At 64.5% G+C, this 21,103-nt stretch carries 18 protein-coding genes; 14 read left to right on the top strand and 4 right to left on the bottom strand.

The window, feature by feature from the left end:
- Positions 1–97: 97 nt before the first annotated feature.
- Positions 98–424: a hypothetical protein gene (locus N8I74_RS10170; RefSeq protein ID WP_263122912.1), complete on the bottom strand. Its 327-nt coding sequence runs from the start codon at positions 422–424 to the stop codon at positions 98–100.
- A gap of 424 nt (positions 425–848) precedes the next feature.
- Between N8I74_RS10170 and N8I74_RS10165 the strand changes: the two genes are divergently transcribed.
- From N8I74_RS10165 to N8I74_RS10155, 3 genes are read left to right on the top strand one after another with little or no spacing between them, the layout of a single operon-like run.
- The gene (locus N8I74_RS10165) at positions 849–1,439 is read left to right on the top strand and encodes a LemA family protein (protein WP_263122910.1); all 591 of its coding nucleotides are present in this window, start codon (positions 849–851) and stop codon (positions 1,437–1,439) included.
- Positions 1,436–2,290 (top strand): TPM domain-containing protein, encoded by an 855-nt coding sequence (locus N8I74_RS10160; RefSeq protein ID WP_263122909.1) that lies wholly within the window; start codon positions 1,436–1,438, stop codon positions 2,288–2,290. The genes N8I74_RS10165 and N8I74_RS10160 overlap by 4 nt, the downstream gene beginning before the upstream one ends.
- Positions 2,290–2,787, top strand: a complete 498-nt coding sequence (locus tag N8I74_RS10155; protein WP_263122907.1) for a TPM domain-containing protein — start codon at positions 2,290–2,292, stop codon at positions 2,785–2,787. Before N8I74_RS10160 ends, N8I74_RS10155 begins: the two co-directional genes overlap by 1 nt.
- A gap of 252 nt (positions 2,788–3,039) precedes the next feature.
- Here the strand turns inward: N8I74_RS10155 and N8I74_RS10150 are convergent, their stop codons facing one another.
- Together N8I74_RS10150 and N8I74_RS10145 are read right to left on the bottom strand one after the other, a co-directional pair.
- Positions 3,040–4,659 carry a methyl-accepting chemotaxis protein gene (locus N8I74_RS10150; protein ID WP_263122906.1) on the bottom strand — a complete coding sequence of 540 codons (1,620 nt, stop codon included), beginning with the start codon at positions 4,657–4,659 and terminating at the stop codon, positions 3,040–3,042.
- A 498-nt stretch (positions 4,660–5,157) separates the two neighbouring features.
- Positions 5,158–5,439 carry an HU family DNA-binding protein gene (locus N8I74_RS10145; protein ID WP_263122905.1) on the bottom strand — a complete coding sequence of 94 codons (282 nt, stop codon included), beginning with the start codon at positions 5,437–5,439 and terminating at the stop codon, positions 5,158–5,160.
- Positions 5,440–6,076: 637 nt separating this feature from the next.
- Between N8I74_RS10145 and N8I74_RS10140 the strand changes: the two genes are divergently transcribed.
- The 11 genes from N8I74_RS10140 to N8I74_RS10090 all read left to right on the top strand — a co-directional run bounded on the left by N8I74_RS10140 (position 6,077) and on the right by N8I74_RS10090 (position 18,910).
- Entirely contained in the window at positions 6,077–8,329 is a 2,253-nt protein-coding gene (locus N8I74_RS10140) for a type VI secretion system Vgr family protein (RefSeq protein WP_263122904.1), read from the top strand.
- A gap of 3 nt (positions 8,330–8,332) precedes the next feature.
- Positions 8,333–8,872 (top strand): DUF6484 domain-containing protein, encoded by a 540-nt coding sequence (locus N8I74_RS10135; protein WP_263122902.1) that lies wholly within the window; start codon positions 8,333–8,335, stop codon positions 8,870–8,872.
- A gap of 96 nt (positions 8,873–8,968) precedes the next feature.
- Entirely contained in the window at positions 8,969–10,114 is a 1,146-nt protein-coding gene (locus N8I74_RS10130; protein ID WP_263122901.1) for a DUF2169 family type VI secretion system accessory protein, read from the top strand.
- Positions 10,111–11,208 (top strand): hypothetical protein, encoded by a 1,098-nt coding sequence (locus tag N8I74_RS10125; protein WP_263122900.1) that lies wholly within the window; start codon positions 10,111–10,113, stop codon positions 11,206–11,208. The genes N8I74_RS10130 and N8I74_RS10125 overlap by 4 nt, the downstream gene beginning before the upstream one ends.
- A complete protein-coding gene (locus N8I74_RS10120) occupies positions 11,205–12,830 on the top strand; it encodes a PAAR-like domain-containing protein (protein ID WP_263122899.1) in 1,626 nt (541 codons plus the stop codon). Before N8I74_RS10125 ends, N8I74_RS10120 begins: the two co-directional genes overlap by 4 nt.
- 23 nt (positions 12,831–12,853) lie before the next feature.
- Positions 12,854–14,200, top strand: a complete 1,347-nt coding sequence (locus N8I74_RS10115) for a beta propeller repeat protein (RefSeq protein ID WP_263122898.1) — start codon at positions 12,854–12,856, stop codon at positions 14,198–14,200.
- Positions 14,201–14,243: 43 nt separating this feature from the next.
- Positions 14,244–15,713 (top strand): hypothetical protein, encoded by a 1,470-nt coding sequence (locus N8I74_RS10110; RefSeq protein ID WP_263122896.1) that lies wholly within the window; start codon positions 14,244–14,246, stop codon positions 15,711–15,713.
- 11 nt (positions 15,714–15,724) lie between these two features.
- Entirely contained in the window at positions 15,725–16,144 is a 420-nt protein-coding gene (locus tag N8I74_RS10105; protein ID WP_263122894.1) for a thioredoxin domain-containing protein, read from the top strand.
- A 66-nt stretch (positions 16,145–16,210) separates the two neighbouring features.
- Positions 16,211–16,414 (top strand): GAD-like domain-containing protein, encoded by a 204-nt coding sequence (locus N8I74_RS10100; RefSeq protein ID WP_263122893.1) that lies wholly within the window; start codon positions 16,211–16,213, stop codon positions 16,412–16,414.
- A 588-nt stretch (positions 16,415–17,002) separates the two neighbouring features.
- Positions 17,003–17,602 (top strand): hypothetical protein, encoded by a 600-nt coding sequence (locus tag N8I74_RS10095; RefSeq protein ID WP_263122891.1) that lies wholly within the window; start codon positions 17,003–17,005, stop codon positions 17,600–17,602.
- Between the two features lie 375 nt (positions 17,603–17,977).
- Positions 17,978–18,910, top strand: a complete 933-nt coding sequence (locus tag N8I74_RS10090; protein ID WP_263122890.1) for a DUF808 domain-containing protein — start codon at positions 17,978–17,980, stop codon at positions 18,908–18,910.
- Between the two features lie 13 nt (positions 18,911–18,923).
- On the opposite strand, the gene N8I74_RS10085 is transcribed toward N8I74_RS10090, so the two are convergent.
- Entirely contained in the window at positions 18,924–21,083 is a 2,160-nt protein-coding gene (locus tag N8I74_RS10085; RefSeq protein ID WP_263122888.1) for a diguanylate cyclase, read from the bottom strand.
- Positions 21,084–21,103 lie beyond the last annotated feature (20 nt).

The raw sequence follows: 21,103 nt of genomic DNA, 5'->3' as shown, positions 1-21,103 counted from the left end.
CGGCAGCATGAAATCTGCGCTGATCAGGATGGGAAGTACAAGTCGTTGCCGGGGGGTCGGCCGGCTCGATCCGACGAGCGCGCCGGCCTGGACAATCTCAGCGCAATCCGAACGACGCACTGTCGGCGCCACGCAACGCGGGCGCTGTGGAGAATGCAGCCTTCATGGTCCAATGGCTGACGCCTTCGCCCAGATCCAGCCGTTGCGTCCATTCCTGGTCGCACTCGCTGCAACGGAAGTGGCGGAACTCCAGACCGGCTTCATGGTGCTTGGGACGGGCGGTGGCCAGACCGAGATGCGGTTCGGCTGAGCGCGGATTGCGCAGCAGTTTCGCGCACTGGATGCACAGGTGGGCACGTGCCAGATGATGGGCGCTTGCCAGCGCCCGCATCGAAGCCCAGTTCTTGCTGCCGTAGCCTTGCATATCGAATCCCCTCTTCTAAGTTCTCTATAGGCAATGCGGCCAAGCGGGACCGCCAGATGACGGCAGAATATCCAGCAACCGCAAGGCGAGTTATCAGGTACTTGCGCGATATGCCGTGAGAATCGTCTGACACGATGTCAGTCTCCCGCCCGGCACTGGCGGCATCCGGACTACGCCACCGGAAGGCCCGCTTGGTAAGGTGTCGCGCCTTGCGCAACAATGCCTGCCGTGTCAATGCAACCCCGCTTGTTTTGCATCGCGCGGTCCTTGTCTGACAATACGGCCCTGGCCCCGCCCATGCGGCAAGCGGCCGTACTGCGCCAGCACCGATCGACATTTGCCATGCGGATGGCAGTACGCACCACCCTCGCGCTTGCCCGGCAACGTGCGTCCGGGACCGAACGCCTCACGTTGGAGACTTCCGATGAAACGTCTGCTGCTGATCCTGCTCTTCACCGCCACGCTATCGGGTTGCGGTTACAACACCATGCAAGCACAGGACGAGGCCGTGAACGCGGCATGGTCCGAAGTGCTCAACCAGTACCAACGCCGGGCCGATCTCGTGCCCAACCTCGTCAACGTGGTCAAGGGCTATGCCAGCCATGAGCGTGAGGTGCTCACCGAGGTCACCGAGGCACGCGCCCGGGTGGGCTCGCTGCAGGTGACCCCGGCACTGATCAACGATGAGGCGGCGTTTGCCAAGTTCCAGGCGGCGCAGGGCGAGATGACCTCGGCGCTGTCGCGTCTGCTTGCCGTGTCCGAGCGCTATCCGGACCTGAAAGCCAACGATAGCTTCCGCGATCTGTCGGCCCAGCTTGAAGGCACCGAGAACCGGATCACCGTGGCGCGCAACCGCTATATCACTACGGTGCAGCGCTACAACACCACGGTGCGCTCGTTCCCCAACAACCTGACCGCCAAGCTTTTCAGCATGGCGGTGAAACCCAATTTCACCGTGGAAAACGAAAAGCGCCTGGCAAGCCCGCCCAAGGTCGAGTTCGAGCAAGCAAAATGATGCGCCTCGCCGTCATCGCCTGCCTGCTGCTGGGGCTGCTGCCGTTCGCCCGGGCCGAGGTACCGGTGCCCCGCCTTACGGCGCGGGTGACCGATCTGACCGGCACCTTGAGCACCGAACAGCAGGCAGCGCTCGACGCGCGGCTGGCCGGGCTGGAACGCGGGCACGGCAGCCAGCTGGCCATCCTGCTCGTGCCCAGCACGCAGCCCGAGACCATCGAGCAGTACGCGATCCGTGTGGCCGAGCAATGGCGGCTGGGACGCAAGGGCGTCGACGACGGCGTGCTGCTGCTGGTGGCCAAGAACGATAGGCGCGTGCGCATCGAGGTGGGATACGGGCTGGAGGGCGCGCTCACCGATGCCACGGCCAGCCGCATCATCCGCGAGACCATACTGCCGGCGTTCCGGCACGGCGACTTCGCCGGCGGCATCCAGGCGGGTACCGAACGCATCGCGCTGATCATCGGCGGCGAGGCCTTGCCGGCACCGCAAGCCGAAGACACGGGCGGCAACGACGCGTTCCCGCCACTGATCGTGCTGGCCGCCATCCTGTTCGGAGGGCTGATCCTGAGCAAGGTGGCCGGCAACTGGATCGGCAGTGCCGGTGCAGCCGGGGTGAGCACGGTCGCGGCGCTGGGCAGTGGCTACGGCCTTGTGACCGCGGCACTGGTGGCACTGGGCATGCTGGTGTTGCTGGCGATCGTGCGCTCGCGCCTGTTCTGGGATCTGGCCGGCGTTGCGCTCAGCCATTCCGGCGGCGGCTATCGGGTGGGTGGGGGCAGCGGCGGTGGGGGCGGTTTTTCCGGAGGCGGGGGTGGATTCGGGGGCGGTGGTGCCTCGGGAGGCTGGTGATGCGTTGGCAACGAATATGGCAGCACCTCAAGCCGATCGGCGCGTGGCGCCATTTCGACCGCACGGCGATGGAAAGGCTGGAGGCGGTGATCGCGCAGGCCGAGCATGGGCACCAGGGCGAGCTGCGCATCGTGGTCGAGGCGCGGCTGCCGTTGCGCGATCTGTGGCGGGACCTGCCGGTGCGCGAGCGCGCGGTGCAATGGTTTTCCGACCTGCGCATGTGGGACACCGAGCACAACACCGGGGTGCTGGTCTACCTGCTGCTGGCCGAACGGCGGGTGGAACTGGTGGCCGACCGCGGCATTGCACATGCGGTGCCGCAGGCGCAGTGGCAGGCGATCTGCGCCCAGCTGATCGGCGATCTGGCCGCCGGGCACCAGGTACAAGGGCTGGGCATTGCACTGGAGGCGCTGGGCCTGTTGCTTGCGCAGCACTATCCCCAGACCCCCGGCGCCGATGATACGAATGAGTTGCCCAACCAGCCCATCCTGCGCTGAGCGCGGCGAACCCATCCAAGAGCCGTCCTGCTGGCACGCTGCACGCAATGTCCCCAACTGCGATGGATCGGGCCTGCTTCGGCCCCGGCAGTACGGGTGGTGCGGCAGGTGAGCGCAATGCAGCCAGACGGATCCTGTTTGCAGCACCAAGCACTGCCCACGGTCGTGGCGCGCCGATGCGCCAAGACCGTGGGTGGACTCATCAGTCGCGCCCGCGTCGCCCGGTCACATCCCGTTGTGCAAGCAATGCGCTCAGATACGGAAGCGCTGCACCATCCGGTTCAGGTTCTGCGCGATCTGTTCGATCTCGCCCGCGGTATGGGCCGCATTGCGGATCGATGCGGTGGTCTCCTCGACCATCTGTGAAATATCCTCGACACGGCCCGAGATGCTGTTGCTGGCCTGGCTTTGTTCGCGTGTGGCGGTGGACATCTCGCGCAATCGCGACAGCGTGCCTTCGGCGCCGCCATGGATCCGTTCGAGCGAGGCGGTCACGTTCTTGGCCATCTGGGCGCCGCTCTCCACCTGCGGCAGCGCTTCGTCCATCACTGCCACTACCGAATCCGTCTCGGCCTGCACCGACGCCAGCATATTGGTGATATCCACGGTGGCGCTGCTGGTACGCTCGGCCAGCTTGCGCACCTCGTCGGCCACGACAGCGAAGCCGCGGCCCTGCTCGCCGGCCCGGGCCGCCTCGATCGCGGCATTGAGCGCCAGCAGATTGGTCTGGCCTGCAATCTCGCTGATCACTGCGGCGATGCTGGCGATCTCGCGCGCCTTGTCATCCAGTTGCCGGATCTGGCCCGAGGCCCGCGACACGCTGTTGGCGATATGCTCCATCGCCGCCGATGCCTGGTTGACCTGGTTAACGCCGTCGAACGCCAGTTCGGTCGCGGCCTTCGAAGCCTGCTCGGTATTGGCGGTGTTGTCCGAGATATGGTTGATGCTGGCGGTGAGCTGCTGCATCGCCGCCGCCATCGAGGCCGTGGAATCGGTCTGGCGATTGGCGGCGACCGAGATTTCCTTGCTCGCCGTGGCGATCAGGCCGGCATGCTCCTCCAGCTGATGGGCATCGCGCTGGATCTCGCTCAGCACCGCGCGCAACGACTCCTGCATCCGCAGCACGGCAGCCAGGATGCTGCCCGGCGGGCTCGTCCGCATCTGGCGCGTGTTGGTGAGATCGCCGTCCGCCATCTGTGCCACCAGCCGCACCACGTCCTGTGGCTCGCCGCCAAGCGCGTTGACCAGGCCGCGCACCGACATCACCAGCAGCGCACCGACAATGGCGGACAGCACCAGGCAGATGATGACCTCCCAGAATGCGTTGTCCCAGAAGCGCGCATCAGCCTCGGCAAAACTGATGCCGCTGCCGACCACCCATTTCCAGCGCGGCGTGCGCTCGGCCACGGACAGCAGGTCGACCACCTCGCCATCACGTTCCGAATTCCACCAGTACTCGGTCATGGCACCGCCGGATTTGTCCAGCGCCGCCTTGGCGATCGCGCCCACGCTGTTGCCGCTGGCGTCCTTGAAGTCGTTGAAGCTGGTCCCGTGCAATTGCGGATCGAGCGGTGCCGCCACGAACAGGAATTTGTCGTCCACCACGTAGACGTATTCCGATTCGTGGTACTTGTTCTCCCGCAGCAACTGGGTCGCGACCGCCTTGGCCTCGGCCTCGCTCATCTTGCCGCTGGCCGCAAGGTTCTCCAGCTGCACGATGGTGTTGTAGGTGCTCTTCATCAACTGCTTGATGCGTGCGCGATTGTCCTCGTCACTTGCCTCGCGCAGCATGTACAGGCCAAGCATCATCATGGCCAGCAGAAAGAACAGCACCATGGCGGTCAGGCCCCATGCTTTTTGTCGCAATGTCATTGCAAAACTCCGGCAAGGTGGAGAAGGCGGCGCAACCCACGCCGGGCTTCGCCTTCGATGACAGGAAACAACCCGCTACACCCGCAGGGCCTGCTTCCAGAAGGTGAGAATAGTGGGGCAGCACACGCTTTGCCATGCGTAAAAACAAGTAAACGCTGCGCTTCGGTCAGGCACCGCCGGCTGCGGCAAGCTGGTTTGGACAACCCCGGCCAAACGCATGGTGGGCTGGTTTGCACCAACGCAAAAACCTGTGAGCGCAGCAATCGGCACTGACAAGAGACGGGATCGATCAGGGAAACGGGTGGTGGCAGGCGGCGCGCTGTAAGCGAGGCCAGACCTTGCCCGCACAGCGGTGCGCGGTGGGGTGCGCGAGGTGGGTGCGACAGGAACGGCAGGAAGGGCTTGGGGACAACGCGGGCACGTCACATGGGCGGATCGCCACGGGAAAGGCCCGCCCCGTCCCGTGGCCTGTCGATCGCTTGAGGTCAGACCTGTCGGTTACTGACCGGCAACCGCGTCCTTGAGCACCTTGGCGGCGCTGAAGGCGGGCACATTGCGTGCCGCGATGGTGATGGTCTCGCCGGTCTTGGGATTGCGACCCGACTTCGCCGCGCGTGCCTTCACCGCCAGCTTGCCCAGACCCGGCAGAACCACTTCCTCACCCTTGCTCAGGGCCGCCTGGGTCGCTTCACCCAGTGCGTCGACCAGTGCCTCGACAGCAGCCTTGGATTGCCCGGTCCGCTCGGCGAGCGTATCGATCAGTTCTTTTTTGGTGCGCACAATCTATCTCCTTTGGAACGCGGGCAATCACCCGAGCGCGCATCCAACCACGACGCCGGGCAAATCGCAACCCGCATACGACGGTTTATGCCGAATCAATTCCCCTGTGGCGATATTTGGTAGCTTTCCTGACAGCGTATATGCAAAGATTTTCGGCTGGATGCGCAATGACGATTTGACAACGACCGAAAAACTTGCTTGTTTCTTACAAAATTATGGCATCCGACCATAAAAATCCACTAGGCACAGCTCTGTTGCCACACAGGCCAGCACTGCTCCGCGCAGCAGGCCGGATAGGCCCGATGACCGCATGGCAGCCACTGTCACCCGATGCCGCGCCACGCCTTGTGCGATCACTGTAGACAGCGTCACGCGGATGCGCAGGTCGACGTTTTGCCAATGCAATTGCTGCGTTGCCCGCCCTATCCGGTCGGCCACCGTTGATCGGACCATCCGCGCCGCCGGAGCCCGCCCACACGGCGGGACGAACCTGGATCCGGCAAGCAATGTTAGTCTCGTCAACACTGACAGAATCTGTCATCAACACAACTGTGACAGGCGCAACAGCGCCGGCTGCGCCAGTACTGTTGTTCCGCACCGATGTTCGCTGCCTGCTAGATGCGTAGGACTGCACCCGATGTTTGATGCTCTCAATGCCTCGCAATTGATACAGGGGCTGCGCCAAGCGCAGCATCACCGCCTGCTGACCCTGCGTTTTCCGAAAGAAGACGGCCCGGCCGCCCCCCTCATCCCGAACCGGCTCGAGGCGTTCGAGGGCCTGTCGCGCGATTTCCGCTACGTGGTGCAACTGCTCTCGGACGATCCGGCGATTCCGCTCAAGGCCATGATGGGCCGGATGGTCACGCTGGAGCTGGTGCGCGACGACGGCTCGGTGCGCTACTTCAACGGCTACGTATTCCAGTTCTCCTACCTGCGCAATGAAGGCGGCTATGCCTGTTACGAGGCAGTGCTGCAGCCCTGGCTCGCCTTCCTGCGCCTGCGCCGTGACAGCTATCTGTTCCACGGCCAGACGGTGCGCGAGCAGACCGAGGCGATCTTCACCGACTACCCGGCCTGGCGCGACTGGGAAAGCCGGGTCGGCGGCCCTGACCCGGCGATGACCGACGCCTGCCAGTTCGACGAGACCGACTACAACTACCTGCACCGCCGTTGGGAAACGCTGGGCTGGCATTACTGGTACGAGCACGCCGCCGACGGCCACCGGCTGATCCTGGCCGACGACTCGACGCTGGCGGCCCCGGTGGACGGTGCCGACCCCGTACTGAACTGGCACGACGAAACGCTGGGGCTGGACCGCGACGGCGTCAGCGAATTCGCCCAAATGCGGCAGGTGGTGCCGGGCAAGGTCGCAAGCGTGAGTTTCGATTTCAAGAACCCCAAGCCGCAGCAGGCGCTCGACACCACGCTCAACCGACAGGGCGACGTGCCTGAGTTCGAGGTCTACGAATACGCCGGCGCCTACGGTTTTGCCGACCTGGCGGGCGGCGAGGCGCAGGTCCGCCGACGGATGGAGGAGATCGAGGCGGCCGCCAAGCGTTTCGAAGGCCGCGGCGATGCCCGCCGCGTGCAGGTCGGGCGCAGCTTCGTGCTGGGCGGTGAGTACGATGCCGCCGGACTGGGGCAGGACCAGCCGGACCGCGAGTTCCTGATCGTCGAGGCGGAGCACAGCGCCAACAACAACTATCTGATGGCAGGCGATACCGCGGCGCAGTACCGCAACCGCTTCGTCTGCCAGCGCAAGGTCGTGCCCTGGCGCCCGGGCCGCGGCCTGAACAGTGCCGCCCCGCGCATCGACGGGCTGCAGACCGCCATCGTGGTCGGCCCGCCTGGCGAGGAGATCCACTGCGACGAGTACGGCCGCGTGCGGGTGCAGTTCCACTGGGACCGCGAGGGCGGCTATGACGAGAAATCATCGGCCTGGGTGCGGGTGGCGACCAGCTGGAGCGGTGCCAACTTCGGCAGCGTCTCGATTCCGCGTATCGGCAGCGAGGTCATCGTGCAGTTCCTGGATGGCAATCCGGACCGGCCGCTGATCACCGGCATGGTACCCAACGCGGCGACCATGCCGCCGTGGGGCCTGCCGGCCAGCAAGACCCAGTCAGGCTTCTACAGCCGCTCCAGCCCGGGCGGCGGCTACGACAACGCCAACGCGATCCGCTTCGAGGACAAGGCAGGCCAGGAAGAGCTGTGGCTGCACGCCGAGAAGGACCAGCGCATTGAGGTGGAGAACGACGAAAGCCATTGGGTGGGACACGATCGCAAGAAGACCGTGGACAACGACGAAACCGTCCACGTCAAGCACGACCGCACCGAAACGGTGGACAACAACGAGACCATCACCGTCCACAACAACCGTACCGAGCGGGTGGATGTGAACGAGACGATCAGCATCGGGCAGAACCGCACCGAAGACGTGGGTCAGAACGAGACGATCACGATCGGCGCCAACCGCACGGAGAACGTGGGAGCGAACGAGACGATCAGCATCGGCAGCAACCGTTCGGTGACCATCGGCGGCAACAAGACCGAGACGGTCGCCATGGCCAAGGCCGAGACCATCGGCCTGGCCAAGGCGCTGACCGTTGGCGGTGCGTATCAGATATCGGTGGGCGCAGCGATGAACACCACCGTGGCGCTGGTCCAGGCCGAAGAGGTCGGACTGAGCAAGCACGTGGTGGTCGGCAAGAGCTTCACCATCCACGCCGGCGATGAATTCACCGTCAAGGTGGGCAAGTCGAGCTTCACGATGAAGTCCGACGGCACCATCATCCTCAATGGCCATACCTTCACACTGGGCACCAGCGACGACCAGATCCTGAAGGCCGACGGCAATATCACCCTCAAGGCCAAGAAGATCCTGGAGAACTGAACGATGAATGCGCCTGCCGGGAACGCCGCCACCCCTCAGCCGGACACGGATGCCGTAACCGACAACCTGCTCGATTCGGTGCTCGAGCAGACCGCCACGCTGCCACCCATGGCCACCGGTATCGCAGTCGGGCAACTGGCCGGCTTCGACGCCGCCGGGCTGCCGCTGGTGCACGTGCCCGCATTGCGCCTGACCTCGGTCAGCGCCCGCAGCATGGTTGTTCTGACCGGGGAACAGATCGGCCGCGAGCTGGCGCTGGGATTCGAAGGCAGCGATCCGCACCGCCCCATCGTGCTGGGCCTGATGCTGGGCGCACAGCCCGCACCGTCATCGGCGTCCGTGGCCCCGGCCCCGGATCAGCTCAATGTATGGGTCGATGGCGAACATATCGCGCTGCATGCTGCCCACGAAATCGAACTGCGTTGCGGCGAGGCGGCCATCGTGATGACCGCCGACGGGCGCATCACCCTGCGCGGCACCTACATCACCAGCCACGCCAGCGCCACGCAGCGCATCCTGGGCGGCTCGGTCAACCTCAACTGAGCGCGCGGCAGCCGTGTTTTCCCTCCGTTTTCGCATTTGCTCCCGGTGTCGCCTGCCGTCAGACCTGAAGGGAGCGCTTCTGCGCGGGATGTCGTCATGAATGTGATCGTTGGCACCCGGCATCTAGTGGCCGGCACGTTCACCGCACTCGATTGCCAAGGACGGGAGCAGCTGGTGATCATCGCCAAGGCGGCTTGGCGGGTGCCGCTGCCCGGGCAACGCCCGCAGCCGGTGGCCCCGTCGCCCCTGGTGGCGACTGATCTGCATATTGGTGAACCGGGCATCAGCGCGATGCTGTATGGCAGTGACTTTGTCCGCTTCAAGCCCCGCTGCGATGTCCTGTTCAACGCCAGTGCACACAGCCCGGATGGCCAACCGGTACGTGAGCTACCGGTGGTATGGCAGGTGGGACCGTTGAAGAAAGGCATCCGCGTGTTGGGACCGCGCGCGTGGCGTAAACGGCTGGGGCGGCTTGGCCTGAGCGAGCCAGGGCTGTTCACGAGCCAACCGCTGCACTATGGCCTTGCCTATGGCGGTACGCGTGAATATGAAACCGGCAAGGGCGACAAGAAGCAGCTGCTGACCGAGGCGCTGCTGACCAATCCGATAGGGGTCGGCTGGGCCGGCAAACATACGCTCAAGCAATTGGCAGGCAGCCCTGCGCCCAGCCTGGAAGCGCTGGAGCAACCGATCCGCAAACCGGGCGGCCCCTACGAGCCCGTCGCCTGTTCGGCGGTCGGCCGACACTGGCTGCCGCGCAGGGACTACGCCGGCACGTACGACGCCCAGTGGCAGGAGGAAGTGTTCCCGCTGTTGCCCGCGGATTTCGACGAACGCTTCAACCAATGCGCGCCGCCCGATCAGCAGATGGATTACCCGCACGGTGGCGAGCAGGTGGTGCTGCGCAACATGCTGCCCGGTCGCGACGACGTGCGTTTCATGCTGCCCCGGCTGGATGGCTTGAAACTGCGCGTGCTGCGAACCGACCATAGCGTCGAGGAGCCCTCGCCGGTGGTGGATACGCTGTACTTCGAGCTGGACGATCCGGACGGCCCGCGTTTCAGCGCCATCTGGCGCGCCAGCGTACCGATCCGCCGCCGCATCCAGGAATTCGACACCGTGGCGCTGGGCCCGGTGAACAGCCAATGGTGGCGCGACAAGGTGCTGGGGCTCGGCAGCGATGGTTGCGCCGGTTGCGGTCCGGCCTCTGCACCAACCGAACAGGAAGCATTGCCGACATGAGCGGCTTCTGGAAATCGTTGCTGCAGGACACGTCAACCGCAGCGGAGGCGACGGTGGCATTCAAGCCGTTGCGGATTGCCGGTCGCGGCATCTGCTGCCCGGTAGGTCATACCGCAGCGGCGGCAACCGCGGCAATCAACGCCCGGATGAACCATTTCCGCGAGACGGCGTTCCTGGCTGAGGGCCACGAGCCTATCGTCGGCGCCGCGCTGCACGGCGTGGAAATCTGGGGAGCGGCACGCTGGCGCAACATGCTGGAACGGGTGCTGGCCGAATGCCTGGCGCCGAGGCAACCGCTTGCGGCCGGACAGACGCCACTGATCGTGGTGCTGGCGCCCGAGGCAGGGCGGCCCGGGGCCGGGGCCCACTGGTTGCCGCAGGCGTTGGACGAAGCGCAGGCCGCGCTGGGTCTGCGTTGTCATCCGGAATCCACGGTACTGGCGCTGGGCAAGGCGGGCCTGGTTGCCGCATTGCGCCGGGTCAGCGAACATCTGCATCAGGTGCGGTCCGCCGGTGCCTTCGGCATCGTGGTCGCGGTCGACAGTTTTCTGTCCGCGCCGGTGATCAACCACTATCTGGCGGCGGAGCGCATCAAGACTGCCGACAACAGCGACGGCTTCATCCCTGGTGAAGGCGCCGCAGCCATCATGCTGACCCGCGATGCCGATCCGCAAGGACGCGGGGTCTGGATCGAAGGGGTGGGCGAGGCTCTGGAGGAGGCCCACTGGGGAAGCGATCAGCCCAACCGCGCCAAGGCGCTGGTCCAGGCAATACGCCAGGCTGCCGCCTCAGCCGGCTGCAAGGTGGCGGACCAGACGTTCCAGATCAGCGGCATGAGCGGCGAAAGCCCCTACTTCAAGGAAGCATCACTGGCGATCGGGCGCGCGCTGGAACACCGCGTCGAACAGTTTCCGCACGAGTTGCTCGCGCGCAGTGTGGGTGAGATCGGCGCGGCCAACGGCGTGCTGACGCTGGCTTGGCTGGCCGACGCCATGACCCGGCGCTCGGGGCCGGGTGAGCGGGGCCTGCTGCATCTGGCCAACGACGACGGATTGCGCAGCGCGCTGATCGTCCGCTACCGGGAAGCATCATGAAGACCAATGTATACGCCAACAATCTGGAAATCGCCTGCAAGGCGGCCAAGACCGACGGCAAATCGATCGCCGCCTTTCCCGATCCGTGCTGGAGCCCACCCGCGCCCAGCGCCGGCCCCATCGTCATCCCCTATCCGAATACGGCCTACGCCAAGGACATCACCAAGGGCACCACCAGCGTGCTGATCGCCAGGAAGCAAGTGGCGGTCGAGGATCGATCCTACTTCGCCACCAGCACCGGCAACGAAGCGGCCACCCAGGCATTCCAGAAAGGCGCCAAGACCCGGGTGATCAAGGGCAAGGCCTATTTCACCAAATGGTCGCTGGACGTGATCTTCGAAGGGTTGGGCGTGGCCCGCCACACCGACATGACCACGCACAACCATGGCTCGCAGCCCAGCAATACGCCGCCCACCTACTACATGGACGACGCTTCCACCAAGAAGGATTGCAAGGAAGACAAGGAGCGGTTGGAGAAGAAATGCGCGGACGACGAGGAAAAACGCAAGAAACGCAAGAAGAGCAAGACACTGCCGGAGACCAAGACCGACAAGAATTCGGGGGCCTGGGTGCTGAACCACTGCGAAGGGCTGTTCATCAAGCCTTCCAGCGTCAAGGAATTCCAGGACTGGGTCGATGATGTTGATGACTTTCCCGCCAAGGCCTGGGGGCAGATCGAAGAGATCGCCAAGGAGAAGGTGGTCGAGAAGCTGGAAAAAGAAGCTGCCGAATTTGCGGCCAAGAAAGCGACCGCCTTTGCCGCTCGGCGCGGCCTGACCGGCTGGATTCCCATCGTTGGCCAAGTGCTGACAGTGGCGGACGCGATCTACACCGGGGTCCAGGCGTATCAGATGATCGATGAATTCAAGACGCAGATCGCCGAGGTCAAGGATACGACGCACCGGTTGAAAGACGCCGCGGGCAAGGTGCAGGACGCCTTCAAGAAGTACGACATCAAAAAGCTCACCGACATCAACAGCGATCAGGCGCAGGCGCTGATGAGCGATGTGCAGACCGCGATCGCCGCGGCGGACGCCTGTCTGCGCGCGCGCAAATGCACACTGGTGCCCTATAGCAAGTCAGGCACCAACACCGCCAACTGGGCGGGCCAGGGGTGCTGCCCCGGGCAGACCGGGCACCACCTGCTGCCGGATGCCATGTTCCGCAACCCCGATCCGGCGGTCCAGCAAAAGGCGTTCGACGACTGGAAAAACAGCTACAAGGGCAGCAAGGACAAATCGACGCTGAAAATGAGCGACATGCCGCGCGACAAGCTGCCCAAGGACAAATGCTGGGAGGGATACTCCGAGCGCGGTGCGCCAACCATTTGCCTGGAAGGAACGACCAATAGCCACGGGTCACACGGTGCGGCGCATAAAGCAACAGAAGCGCTGATGGGCCGGCATCGGACAAAGCCAAGTATGGATTACGAAACGGCACGCGATGAAATGGCCAATATGGTAAGCCTGACCTTTGGCTGCGACAAAAAATGCATCAAGGCACAACTGGACGAGTACTACAAGGATGCGCACAAGTGCGGCGGGCTGGACAAGGCCAAAGTGCGTCCGCATTCGGGGATGGCGGGCGGTGGCAGTGTATTGCCGAGTGGTGGGGACGCCTAAAGGCTTGATTCAAGGACAACGTGATGGAAATGATTTGCGATAAAGAGCGCTACGAACGTTTTTTCAAAGGTTTTACGGTCTACGACTGTGCTATCGGCTACGACAACACGCGCTATTGCTTCGTTCTGGTCGAGGCCACCAACTCGCCGCACCGTGATCCGCTGCCTCGCACGCGTTTTCTGTTTGCACGGATGGAACGCCCGATGGAGAGGCGTTTCTATTATCAGGAGGCCGATTATTTCAACTTCACGCGGGTGGCGTATTCCGAGGCGAATGGCAAGTCAGAGTTCGTTGCCGTGGATATGGGAAGTCATGTTTTCTGGTATGACGCGCCTACCGCGAATGTAGAGCAGGACATCCCGCCCCAGATTCCCGATTCCGAATACTGCTGGTCGGTGCTGAACGTGGCCCGGGTTGCAGGTCGGCTGACTGCAATTGGCGATGCACGGCAGGTGCGCTGGCGTGCCGGCCCTGATGATTGGCGGTCTTTTGCCGCCTCGCCGCCCGTACCCAAGCAGCTTGCCGAGGAAGGCAAAGGAGGCTTTGAGGTCGGTTTTAATGATTTGGCTGCGTTTGCGGACGACGACCTCTACGCCGTCGGCGGCACCGGCGATGTCTGGCATTTCGACGGCAAGGCGTGGCAGCAGATCGACTTCCCCTCCAACGAATTGCTCTACACCGTGTGCTGCGCCGGCGATGGCAACGTCTATATCGGCGGCAAAGACGGCTCGCTGTGGATCGGGCGCAATGATCGCTGGAAGCGGCTGCTGGAAGGCCGCTTCAGCCTGCCGTTCAAGGACATGGCGTGGTTCGATGGCCGGCTGTGGTGCGGCTCGGACTACGGGCTCTGGGTACTGCAGGACGGCAAGCTGATCAATCCGCCCGACCAGCCCGCGGCTGTGCGCAACGCCTGCGGGGTGATCGATGTCAGCCCGGATGGCAAGGTGATGCTGACCGCCAGCCCGCACGGGGCATCCCTTTATGACGGCAAGACCTGGACCCTGCTGTTCTCCGCGTTCGCCTTTGCCGAAAAGTCACCGCGTGCGCAGGCCAGGGCGCAACTGGGGCGCGGCAAGGCGCGGCTGACCGAGCACGACGGCATGCAGGCGCTGCTGGACGTGATCGGCAACGACGGTCCCGATGCGTCGCTGGCCGCGCTGGCCCAGCCGGAGACACTGGATCTGACAGCGTTGCGCGAGCATAGCTGGCTGCTGCTGGTGAACGCGATCAGCGCCCAGCTTGCCTGGGACGGCTACGACGACGTTGCCCGACGGTTGATCGAATTGGGTGCGGACCTGGACGCGGCCGATCCTGAAACCGGGATGACCGCGCGGGCGATCGCGCAGACGATGAACGTGTCGCTGGCATGAAGCACGCCCTGTGTCCATCGCGCCGCAGTGCGGGCAAGCCGTGATGCAGGCAGCGATTCCCACCCATATCGAACCGCTGCTGATCCGGCATGCGGAGGACGCTGCGTTCTACTGGGCGCAACTGGACAGCGCCACGGGGGCCTTCAATCTCCACCCCGAGCGGCACGCGCATTTCAACCGCCTGCTCGACGCGCACCTGGAAGGTCTGCTGGTCGCCGAGGAGCATGGCGTTGCACCCGCGCTCAAGGCGCTGGCACGCTGGGGGCAGCCGGGAGAAGCCTTCGTGGCAGCCTGGCTGGGATTGCAATGCAAGCATCGCGACGAGGCTGCCATCGACGCCGTGCTGGCGCATATCGCCGCCGCCCCCGAATCGCTGATGCGCGGTCTGATCAGTGCCGTGGCCTGGCTGCCGGCCGCAGCCCAGTCCGGCGCACTCGCTTATCTGATGCAATGCGGTGAAATCGGCCAGGTTGCTGCCTTGCGTGCGGCCGCGTTGATCGGTACCACGCCGGGCGGGGTCGATCCGTTCGGCGACCTTGCCCCGATTCTTGACGATCCATGCGCCCAGGCATCGCCACGGGTTCGGGCCGCGGCGTGCCGCGCCTTGGCCGCCATGGCGATCCGCGTCTGGGGTGATGGGCGCGCGCACCAACGGACGACCGGGCCGTTGAGCGGTCTCGTCGCAGCGTGGGAATCGACATGGGTCGATGGATTGCAGCCCACGCTCGACCGCTCGCCGCCAGGGTTGCTGAGGCGGCTGCTGGAAGACAGCGACGTATCGGTAAGGGCCGAGGCGGCAATCGGCCTGGCCCGCCTCGACGCGCGCGCCGGCACCCACGCCAACCTGCTCGATGCCCGCCACGCCTTGCACGCCGCGCTGTTGCAGCAACTGGCCGAGGTTCAACGATGCAGTGGCATCGGGCGGCAACTGGCAATGCGCCGGCTGCTACGCTGGGTGGCCTGCCTCGCCTTGCTGACCCCGCCCGGCAGCCCTGACACTGAATCGATCCTGCATGATCTGCCTGCGCGCACGGCCTTGACGTTTCTGCTGCATCACGGCGACCTTGCGCAGTTGCCACGCATTGCCGGCTGGATGCAGGACCCCTTGCTGGCACGACACGCCGGCTGGGTCTGGCAGACGCTGACCGGCATTGATCTGGAAGCACACGGCTATGTGATCGAATCGGACGAGGCCGGGGTGGATACGCAGCCCGACGACGCGGCACACACCGACAGCACCGATCCGGCCGCGCTCCAGGACGCCCGGCGCGATGCGGACAACGGTCTGCCCTACCCCGACGTGATGCGGATCGCGGCCCATCCGGTGTCGCCTGCCGCTGTGGCCGAACCACATCTGCTGGGCCGCCCCACAAGCCGGGAATGGTTGTGCAACATTGTCGATGGCGATCATCCCCACGCCGTCCGGGCCGCCGCCGCCCACCGCCTGATGCTATTGACCCCGGTGAGCGCAACACGCGTCAAAGGCCCGGTATTCGCCGGCCCGCTGTCGTGACAGGAGCATGGATGAACCCCTTGCACGATGCTGCACTGCTGGACCCGTGGCGCGACGCGCAGCGCATCGCGGAGCGCCTGGGCCAGGTCGACACCCGCGCCTATCTGGTGCTCGGGGCGCAGGCGTGGTGCGAGAAGTGCCGCACCGTCTACCCGGTTCTGCTCGAAACCGCTGTCGCTGAGCAACAGCGCCACCCCCACCACCTCTGGCTCTGGCTGGACCTTGAGGATCACGCGGAATTCATCGGCGACTATCTGCCGGCGGATCTGCCGGAGTTGCTGTGTTTCGAGCAGGGGCAGCTGATTCACCGCAGTGTGCTCGAACCCGGAAAACCGGTTGCCGATGGGTTGCCGCCAGCAGGCACCGGCAGTGCCAGCGACCCCGCCGTTGCGATATTGCGGTCTCTCAAGCAGGCCAATTGGGGCGCCTGATCCTTCAACTTGTGCTGCGGTGCAGCTTCGCCGGAGCAGTCAAGCTGGGCCGGCAAGACCAGCTGCATGGACTTTGTTGTGGACCAAACGGAACCAATCAACCCGAGCCTATCCCAACCAATGAAAGACGAAGACCTTGAAGTGTTCATTGATGAATTCGGGGAAGCAACCCGCCGTGCCAAGGTACCCGTAGCAACCCTTGAAAAATGGAAAGGCAGACTACCTTTCCTTTTGCTCGACTATTGGCGCGAGGAAGGCTGGTGCGGCTAGGCTAACGACTTGTGCTGATTTGCCGATCCAATCACCCATCAAGACTTTGGTGAATGATTAGCTAAAATCCCGCTTTAGCAAGCAGAAGCATTCCACACCCTCGTCCGCACGCCAAATAGGCCCCAAGGAAAATGACCGTGGAAATGATTTGCGATAAAGAGCGCTACGAACGTTTTTTCAAAGGTTTTACGGTCTACGACTGTGCTATCGGCTACGACAACACGCGCTATTGCTTCGTTCTGGTCGAGGCCACTGATTCCCCGCACCGCAATCCGCTGCCTCGCACGCGTTTTCTGTTTGCACGTATGGAACGTCCGATGGAACGGCGTTTCTTTTTTCAAGAAGCGGACTATTTCGACTTCAATCGAGTGGCATATTCCGATGCGAGTGGCAAGCCGGAGTTCGTTGCGGTGGATATGGGAAGGCATGTTTTCTGGTATGACGCGCCTGCAGCAAATGTAGAGCAGGACATCCCACCCCAAATTCCGGACTCCGAATACTGGTGGTCGCCAATGAAGGTGGCCCGGATTGCCGGACAATTAATAGTTGCCGGTACGGCAAGGCAATTACGCATTCGAGCCGGCACCGATGATTGGCGGCCTTTTGCCGTTCAAGGACATGGCGTGGTTCGATGGCCGGCTGTGGTGCGGCTCGGACTACGGGCTCTGGGTACTGCAGGACGGCAAGCTGATCAATCCGCCCGACCAGCCCGCGGCTGTGCGCAACGCCTGCGGGGTGATCGATGTCAGCCCGGATGGCAAGGTGATGCTGACCGCCAGCCCGCACGGGGCATCCCTCTATGACGGCAGGACCTGGACCCTGCTGTTCTCCGCGTTCGCCTTTGCCGAAAAGTCACCGCGTGCGCAGGCCAGGGCGCAACTGGGGCGCGGCAAGGCGCGGCTGACCGAGCACGACGGCATGCAGGCGCTGCTGGACGTGATCGGCAACGATGGTCCCGATGCGTCGCTGGCCGCGCTGGCCCAGCCGGAGACACTGGATCTGGCGGCGTTGCGCGAGCATAGCTGGCTGCTGCTGGTGAACGCGATCAGCGCCCAGCTTGCCTGGGACGGCTACGACGACGTTGCCCGACGGTTGATCGAATTGGGTGCGGACCTGGACGCGGCCGATCCCGAAACCGGCATGACCGCGCGGGCGATCGCGCAGACGATGAACGTGTCGCTGGCATGAAGCACGCCCTGTGTCCATCGCGCCGCAGTGCGGGCAAGCCGTAATGCAGGCGGCGGTTCCCATGGTTTCAGCCCCACCATGGCGCCGGGCAGGCCGCGGATGCTGGGGAACCTGCACCCGTTCAGACTCGATCCGCATCTGACCATCCCGCGGCAACGGCGCGTGCCAGTCTTGCCGACCCCGCTCCGGGTGCATGGTCAGACAAGCCCCGCCGTGCTGGCCGCCCAGGCTGCCGGTGGCATCCCATGCCATCGGGGTCCTGCGAACACCCATCCCTGCATACACGCATCCAACAACCGTAAACAGACCCTGGTCAGGCAGCAGCCCGCACGGGATAATCGGCGACCTTGCGCCCCCATTTCAAGGAATGAGCTTATGGCAGGAAGCAGCCTGTTGGCATTGATCGACGATATCGCGTCGATCCTGGACGACGTTGCGGCAATGACCAAGGTGGCAACCAAGAAAACCGCCGGGGTGCTGGGCGACGATCTGGCGTTGAACGCGCAGCAGGTCACCGGGGTGAATGCCGAACGCGAGCTGCCGGTGGTCTGGGCGGTGGCCAAGGGATCGTTCCGCAACAAGCTGATCCTGGTGCCGGCGGCGCTCGCGATCAGCGCCTTCATCCCGTGGGCGGTGACCCCGCTGCTGATGCTGGGCGGCGCCTTCCTGTGCTACGAGGGCTTCGAGAAGCTGGCGCACAAGTTCTTCGCCGGCCACGAGGCGGCCGCGCATCATGCCGAACTCTCCGCCGCGCTGGCCGATCCGCAGGTGGATCTGGTGGCGTTCGAAAAGGAAAAGATCCAGGGCGCGATCCGGACCGACTTCATCCTCTCCGCCGAGATCATCGCCATCACGCTGGGCACCGTGGCCACCGCGACCTTCGGCCTGCAGGTGGCGGTGCTGGCCGGCATCGGCATCATCATGACTGTGGGCGTCTATGGCCTGGTGGCCGGCATCGTCAAGCTCGACGATGCCGGGCTGTATCTGAGCCGTCAGGCCGGTGCGCTGCAGCGTGCACTGGGGGCGGGGCTGCTGCGCACCGCGCCCTACCTGATGAAGTTTCTCTCCATCGCCGGCACGGCGGCGATGTTCATGGTGGGGGGCGGCATCCTCACCCATGGCGTGCACGCGGCCGACGAGGGCATCCATGTGCTGGCGGGCAGCGCCGCCGCGCTGCCGGGCGTGGGCGCGGTGCTGGGCCCGGTGACGCCGACCCTGCTCAATCTGCTGGCCGGCGTGGTGGCTGGCGGCATTGCCTTGCTGCTGGTGCAACTGGTGGGCAAGGTGTGGCGGGCGATGCGCGGCTAGGCAGGATCGGGAGCTAGCACACCACGACGCGGTTGCGGCCCTGCGCCTTGGCCTGGTACAGCGCGGCATCGGCGCGGCTGAGCACCTGCTCGCCCTGCTCGCCGATGATGTATTGCGACAGACCGATCGACACGGTGACCTTGAAACCCGGCGCCAATTCGGGAAAGACCAGCGATTCGGTGTGATGCCGTAGCCGTTCGGCCGAGGCGCGCGCCCCTTCCAGATCGGTATCGACGAGCAGGATCAGGAATTCCTCGCCGCCGTAACGCCCCACACTATCGGTTTCGCGGATCTGTTCACGCGCCACCTGGGCCACACGCCGCAACACCTCGTCGCCGACCAGGTGTCCGCAGGCATCGTTGACCTGCTTGAAATGGTCGACGTCGATCAGGCATAGACAGAACGCGCTGCCGATCCGGTTGCTGCGTGCCTGCTCGCGCCTGAACGCCTCCATCACCGAGCGCCGGTTGTAGATTCCGGTCAGCTCGTCGATGGTGGCCATGATGCGGATGGTTTCGTTCAGCTCCAGCAATTCGGCGTTGCGCCGCTCCAGCGCCGCGGTGCGGTCGATCACCCGGGCTTCGAGGGCTTCGTTGGCCTGCATCAGCTTGGCGTTGAGCGCGCTGATCTCCTTCTGGAACAGCTTGCGCTCGAAGCTGCCGATCACCCGCGCCGAGATATCGGCGAGCTTGCCGCCGTTGACCACGTCATCCGGCGTCCAGTTGCGCTGCTGTCCGGCCACCTCGAAACAGATCACGGCGCCGGGATGGCCGGCGACGCGGATGGTGAAGGCCAGGACGGACTTGATGTTGTTGACCCGCAGATAGCCCTGCTCCAGTTCCCAGGTATAGGGATGGTGGGCGGCGTCGTGCGCGATCAGCGGATTGGGGTCGCACAGCCAGCTGAACAGCGCCGGAAAGTCGCCATGGCGCAGGCAGCGCCCTTGCCGGTAACGGCGATGGTCGGCCAGGTAGATGCACTGGCAGCGCAACTCATCCACCCGCGTATCCACGGCCCAGATCGATGCGCGGTTCACATTCAGGATACGGCAGCTCTCGCGGGTGATCAGCCGGAATGCATGGACCAGATCGCCTTCATCGATCATCGGATTGACCGACAGCTCCACCAGCAGGCGGTTGGCGCTGGGGCGCAGGCCGGCCTTGTCCTCCAGTTCCTGGTTGCGCTCCAACGACGAACCGGCCATCAGCCGGTGTTCGTATTCGTAGGCCAGCTTGAATTCGGCCAGCGCCGTCGGCAGATCGCCCATCGCCTCGGCGTACTCCGCCGCCGCCAGATGCTGCTGGTTCGCCATATGCACAAAGCCGTTGGCCTGCGCGATGGCCTGGGCGGCCTTCACATTCTGCAGCGCCAGCGCGTGCTGCCCCTGGGCGGCCTGCACCTGGGCCTGGGTGGCCAGGATATGCGCTTCGGCCCACAGGTACTTCACGCCACGGGCATGGCCGAGTGCGGTGTCCAGAAAACTGCTCGCCTCCTTCAGCCGGCCGGCGGCAAGCCTGACCTGCGCCAGCCGCAGGCAAGCCTCGGCGGCATAGTCGGAAAAGCGATGCATCAGGCACAGATCGAGTGCGGCCAGGAATACCGTGGTCGCTTCCTCGCTGCGTCCGAGCTGGGTGAGATCGACCCCCAGATTGATCTTGACCTTGGTATCCAGGTACGGATCGTCCACCTCGCCCAGGCGGGCCAGGGCTTCATGATGCAGCGCCGTGGCCGACTCATAGTCGCCCATCGCAAAGTACACCTGCCCCAGGCCGACCTTGGCGGAGATCCAGGTGCGCACTTCCTTGCCCGATTGTTCCGAGACCTCGACGCAGCGTGCCCAGTACTGGATTGCCAACCGGTATTGGCCGGCGGTGTAGTACCCGCGCGCGATCTGCTCCAGCAGCTGCGCCTCGTGGTCGAAGAGGTGGGCCGACTGGGCGATCTGCAGGGCTTCGAACAGCGTGTCGCGCGCTTCGATCCCGCGGCCGCGATGGTCCATGATCAGGCCATACCGCTGCGCAGCGATCACGTGCGCCAGCGGGTCGCGTGCCTCCCAGGCCTGGGCGAACACGCGCTCGCATACCCGGATCGCCTCTTCAGGCTGGGTATGCATATAGGCATCGATCAGCGCCAGATCCGCATCAAGCGCCCCCGCCATACGACGGTGCTGCATTGATTCTCCTTATGAAAAGC

Source organism: Chitiniphilus purpureus (genome assembly GCF_025642115.1).
Taxonomy (GTDB): Bacteria; Pseudomonadota; Gammaproteobacteria; order Burkholderiales; family Chitinibacteraceae; genus Chitiniphilus; species Chitiniphilus purpureus.
Note: the sequence above shows the minus strand (reverse complement) of the source record. Positions and strands in the feature narration are given on the sequence as shown.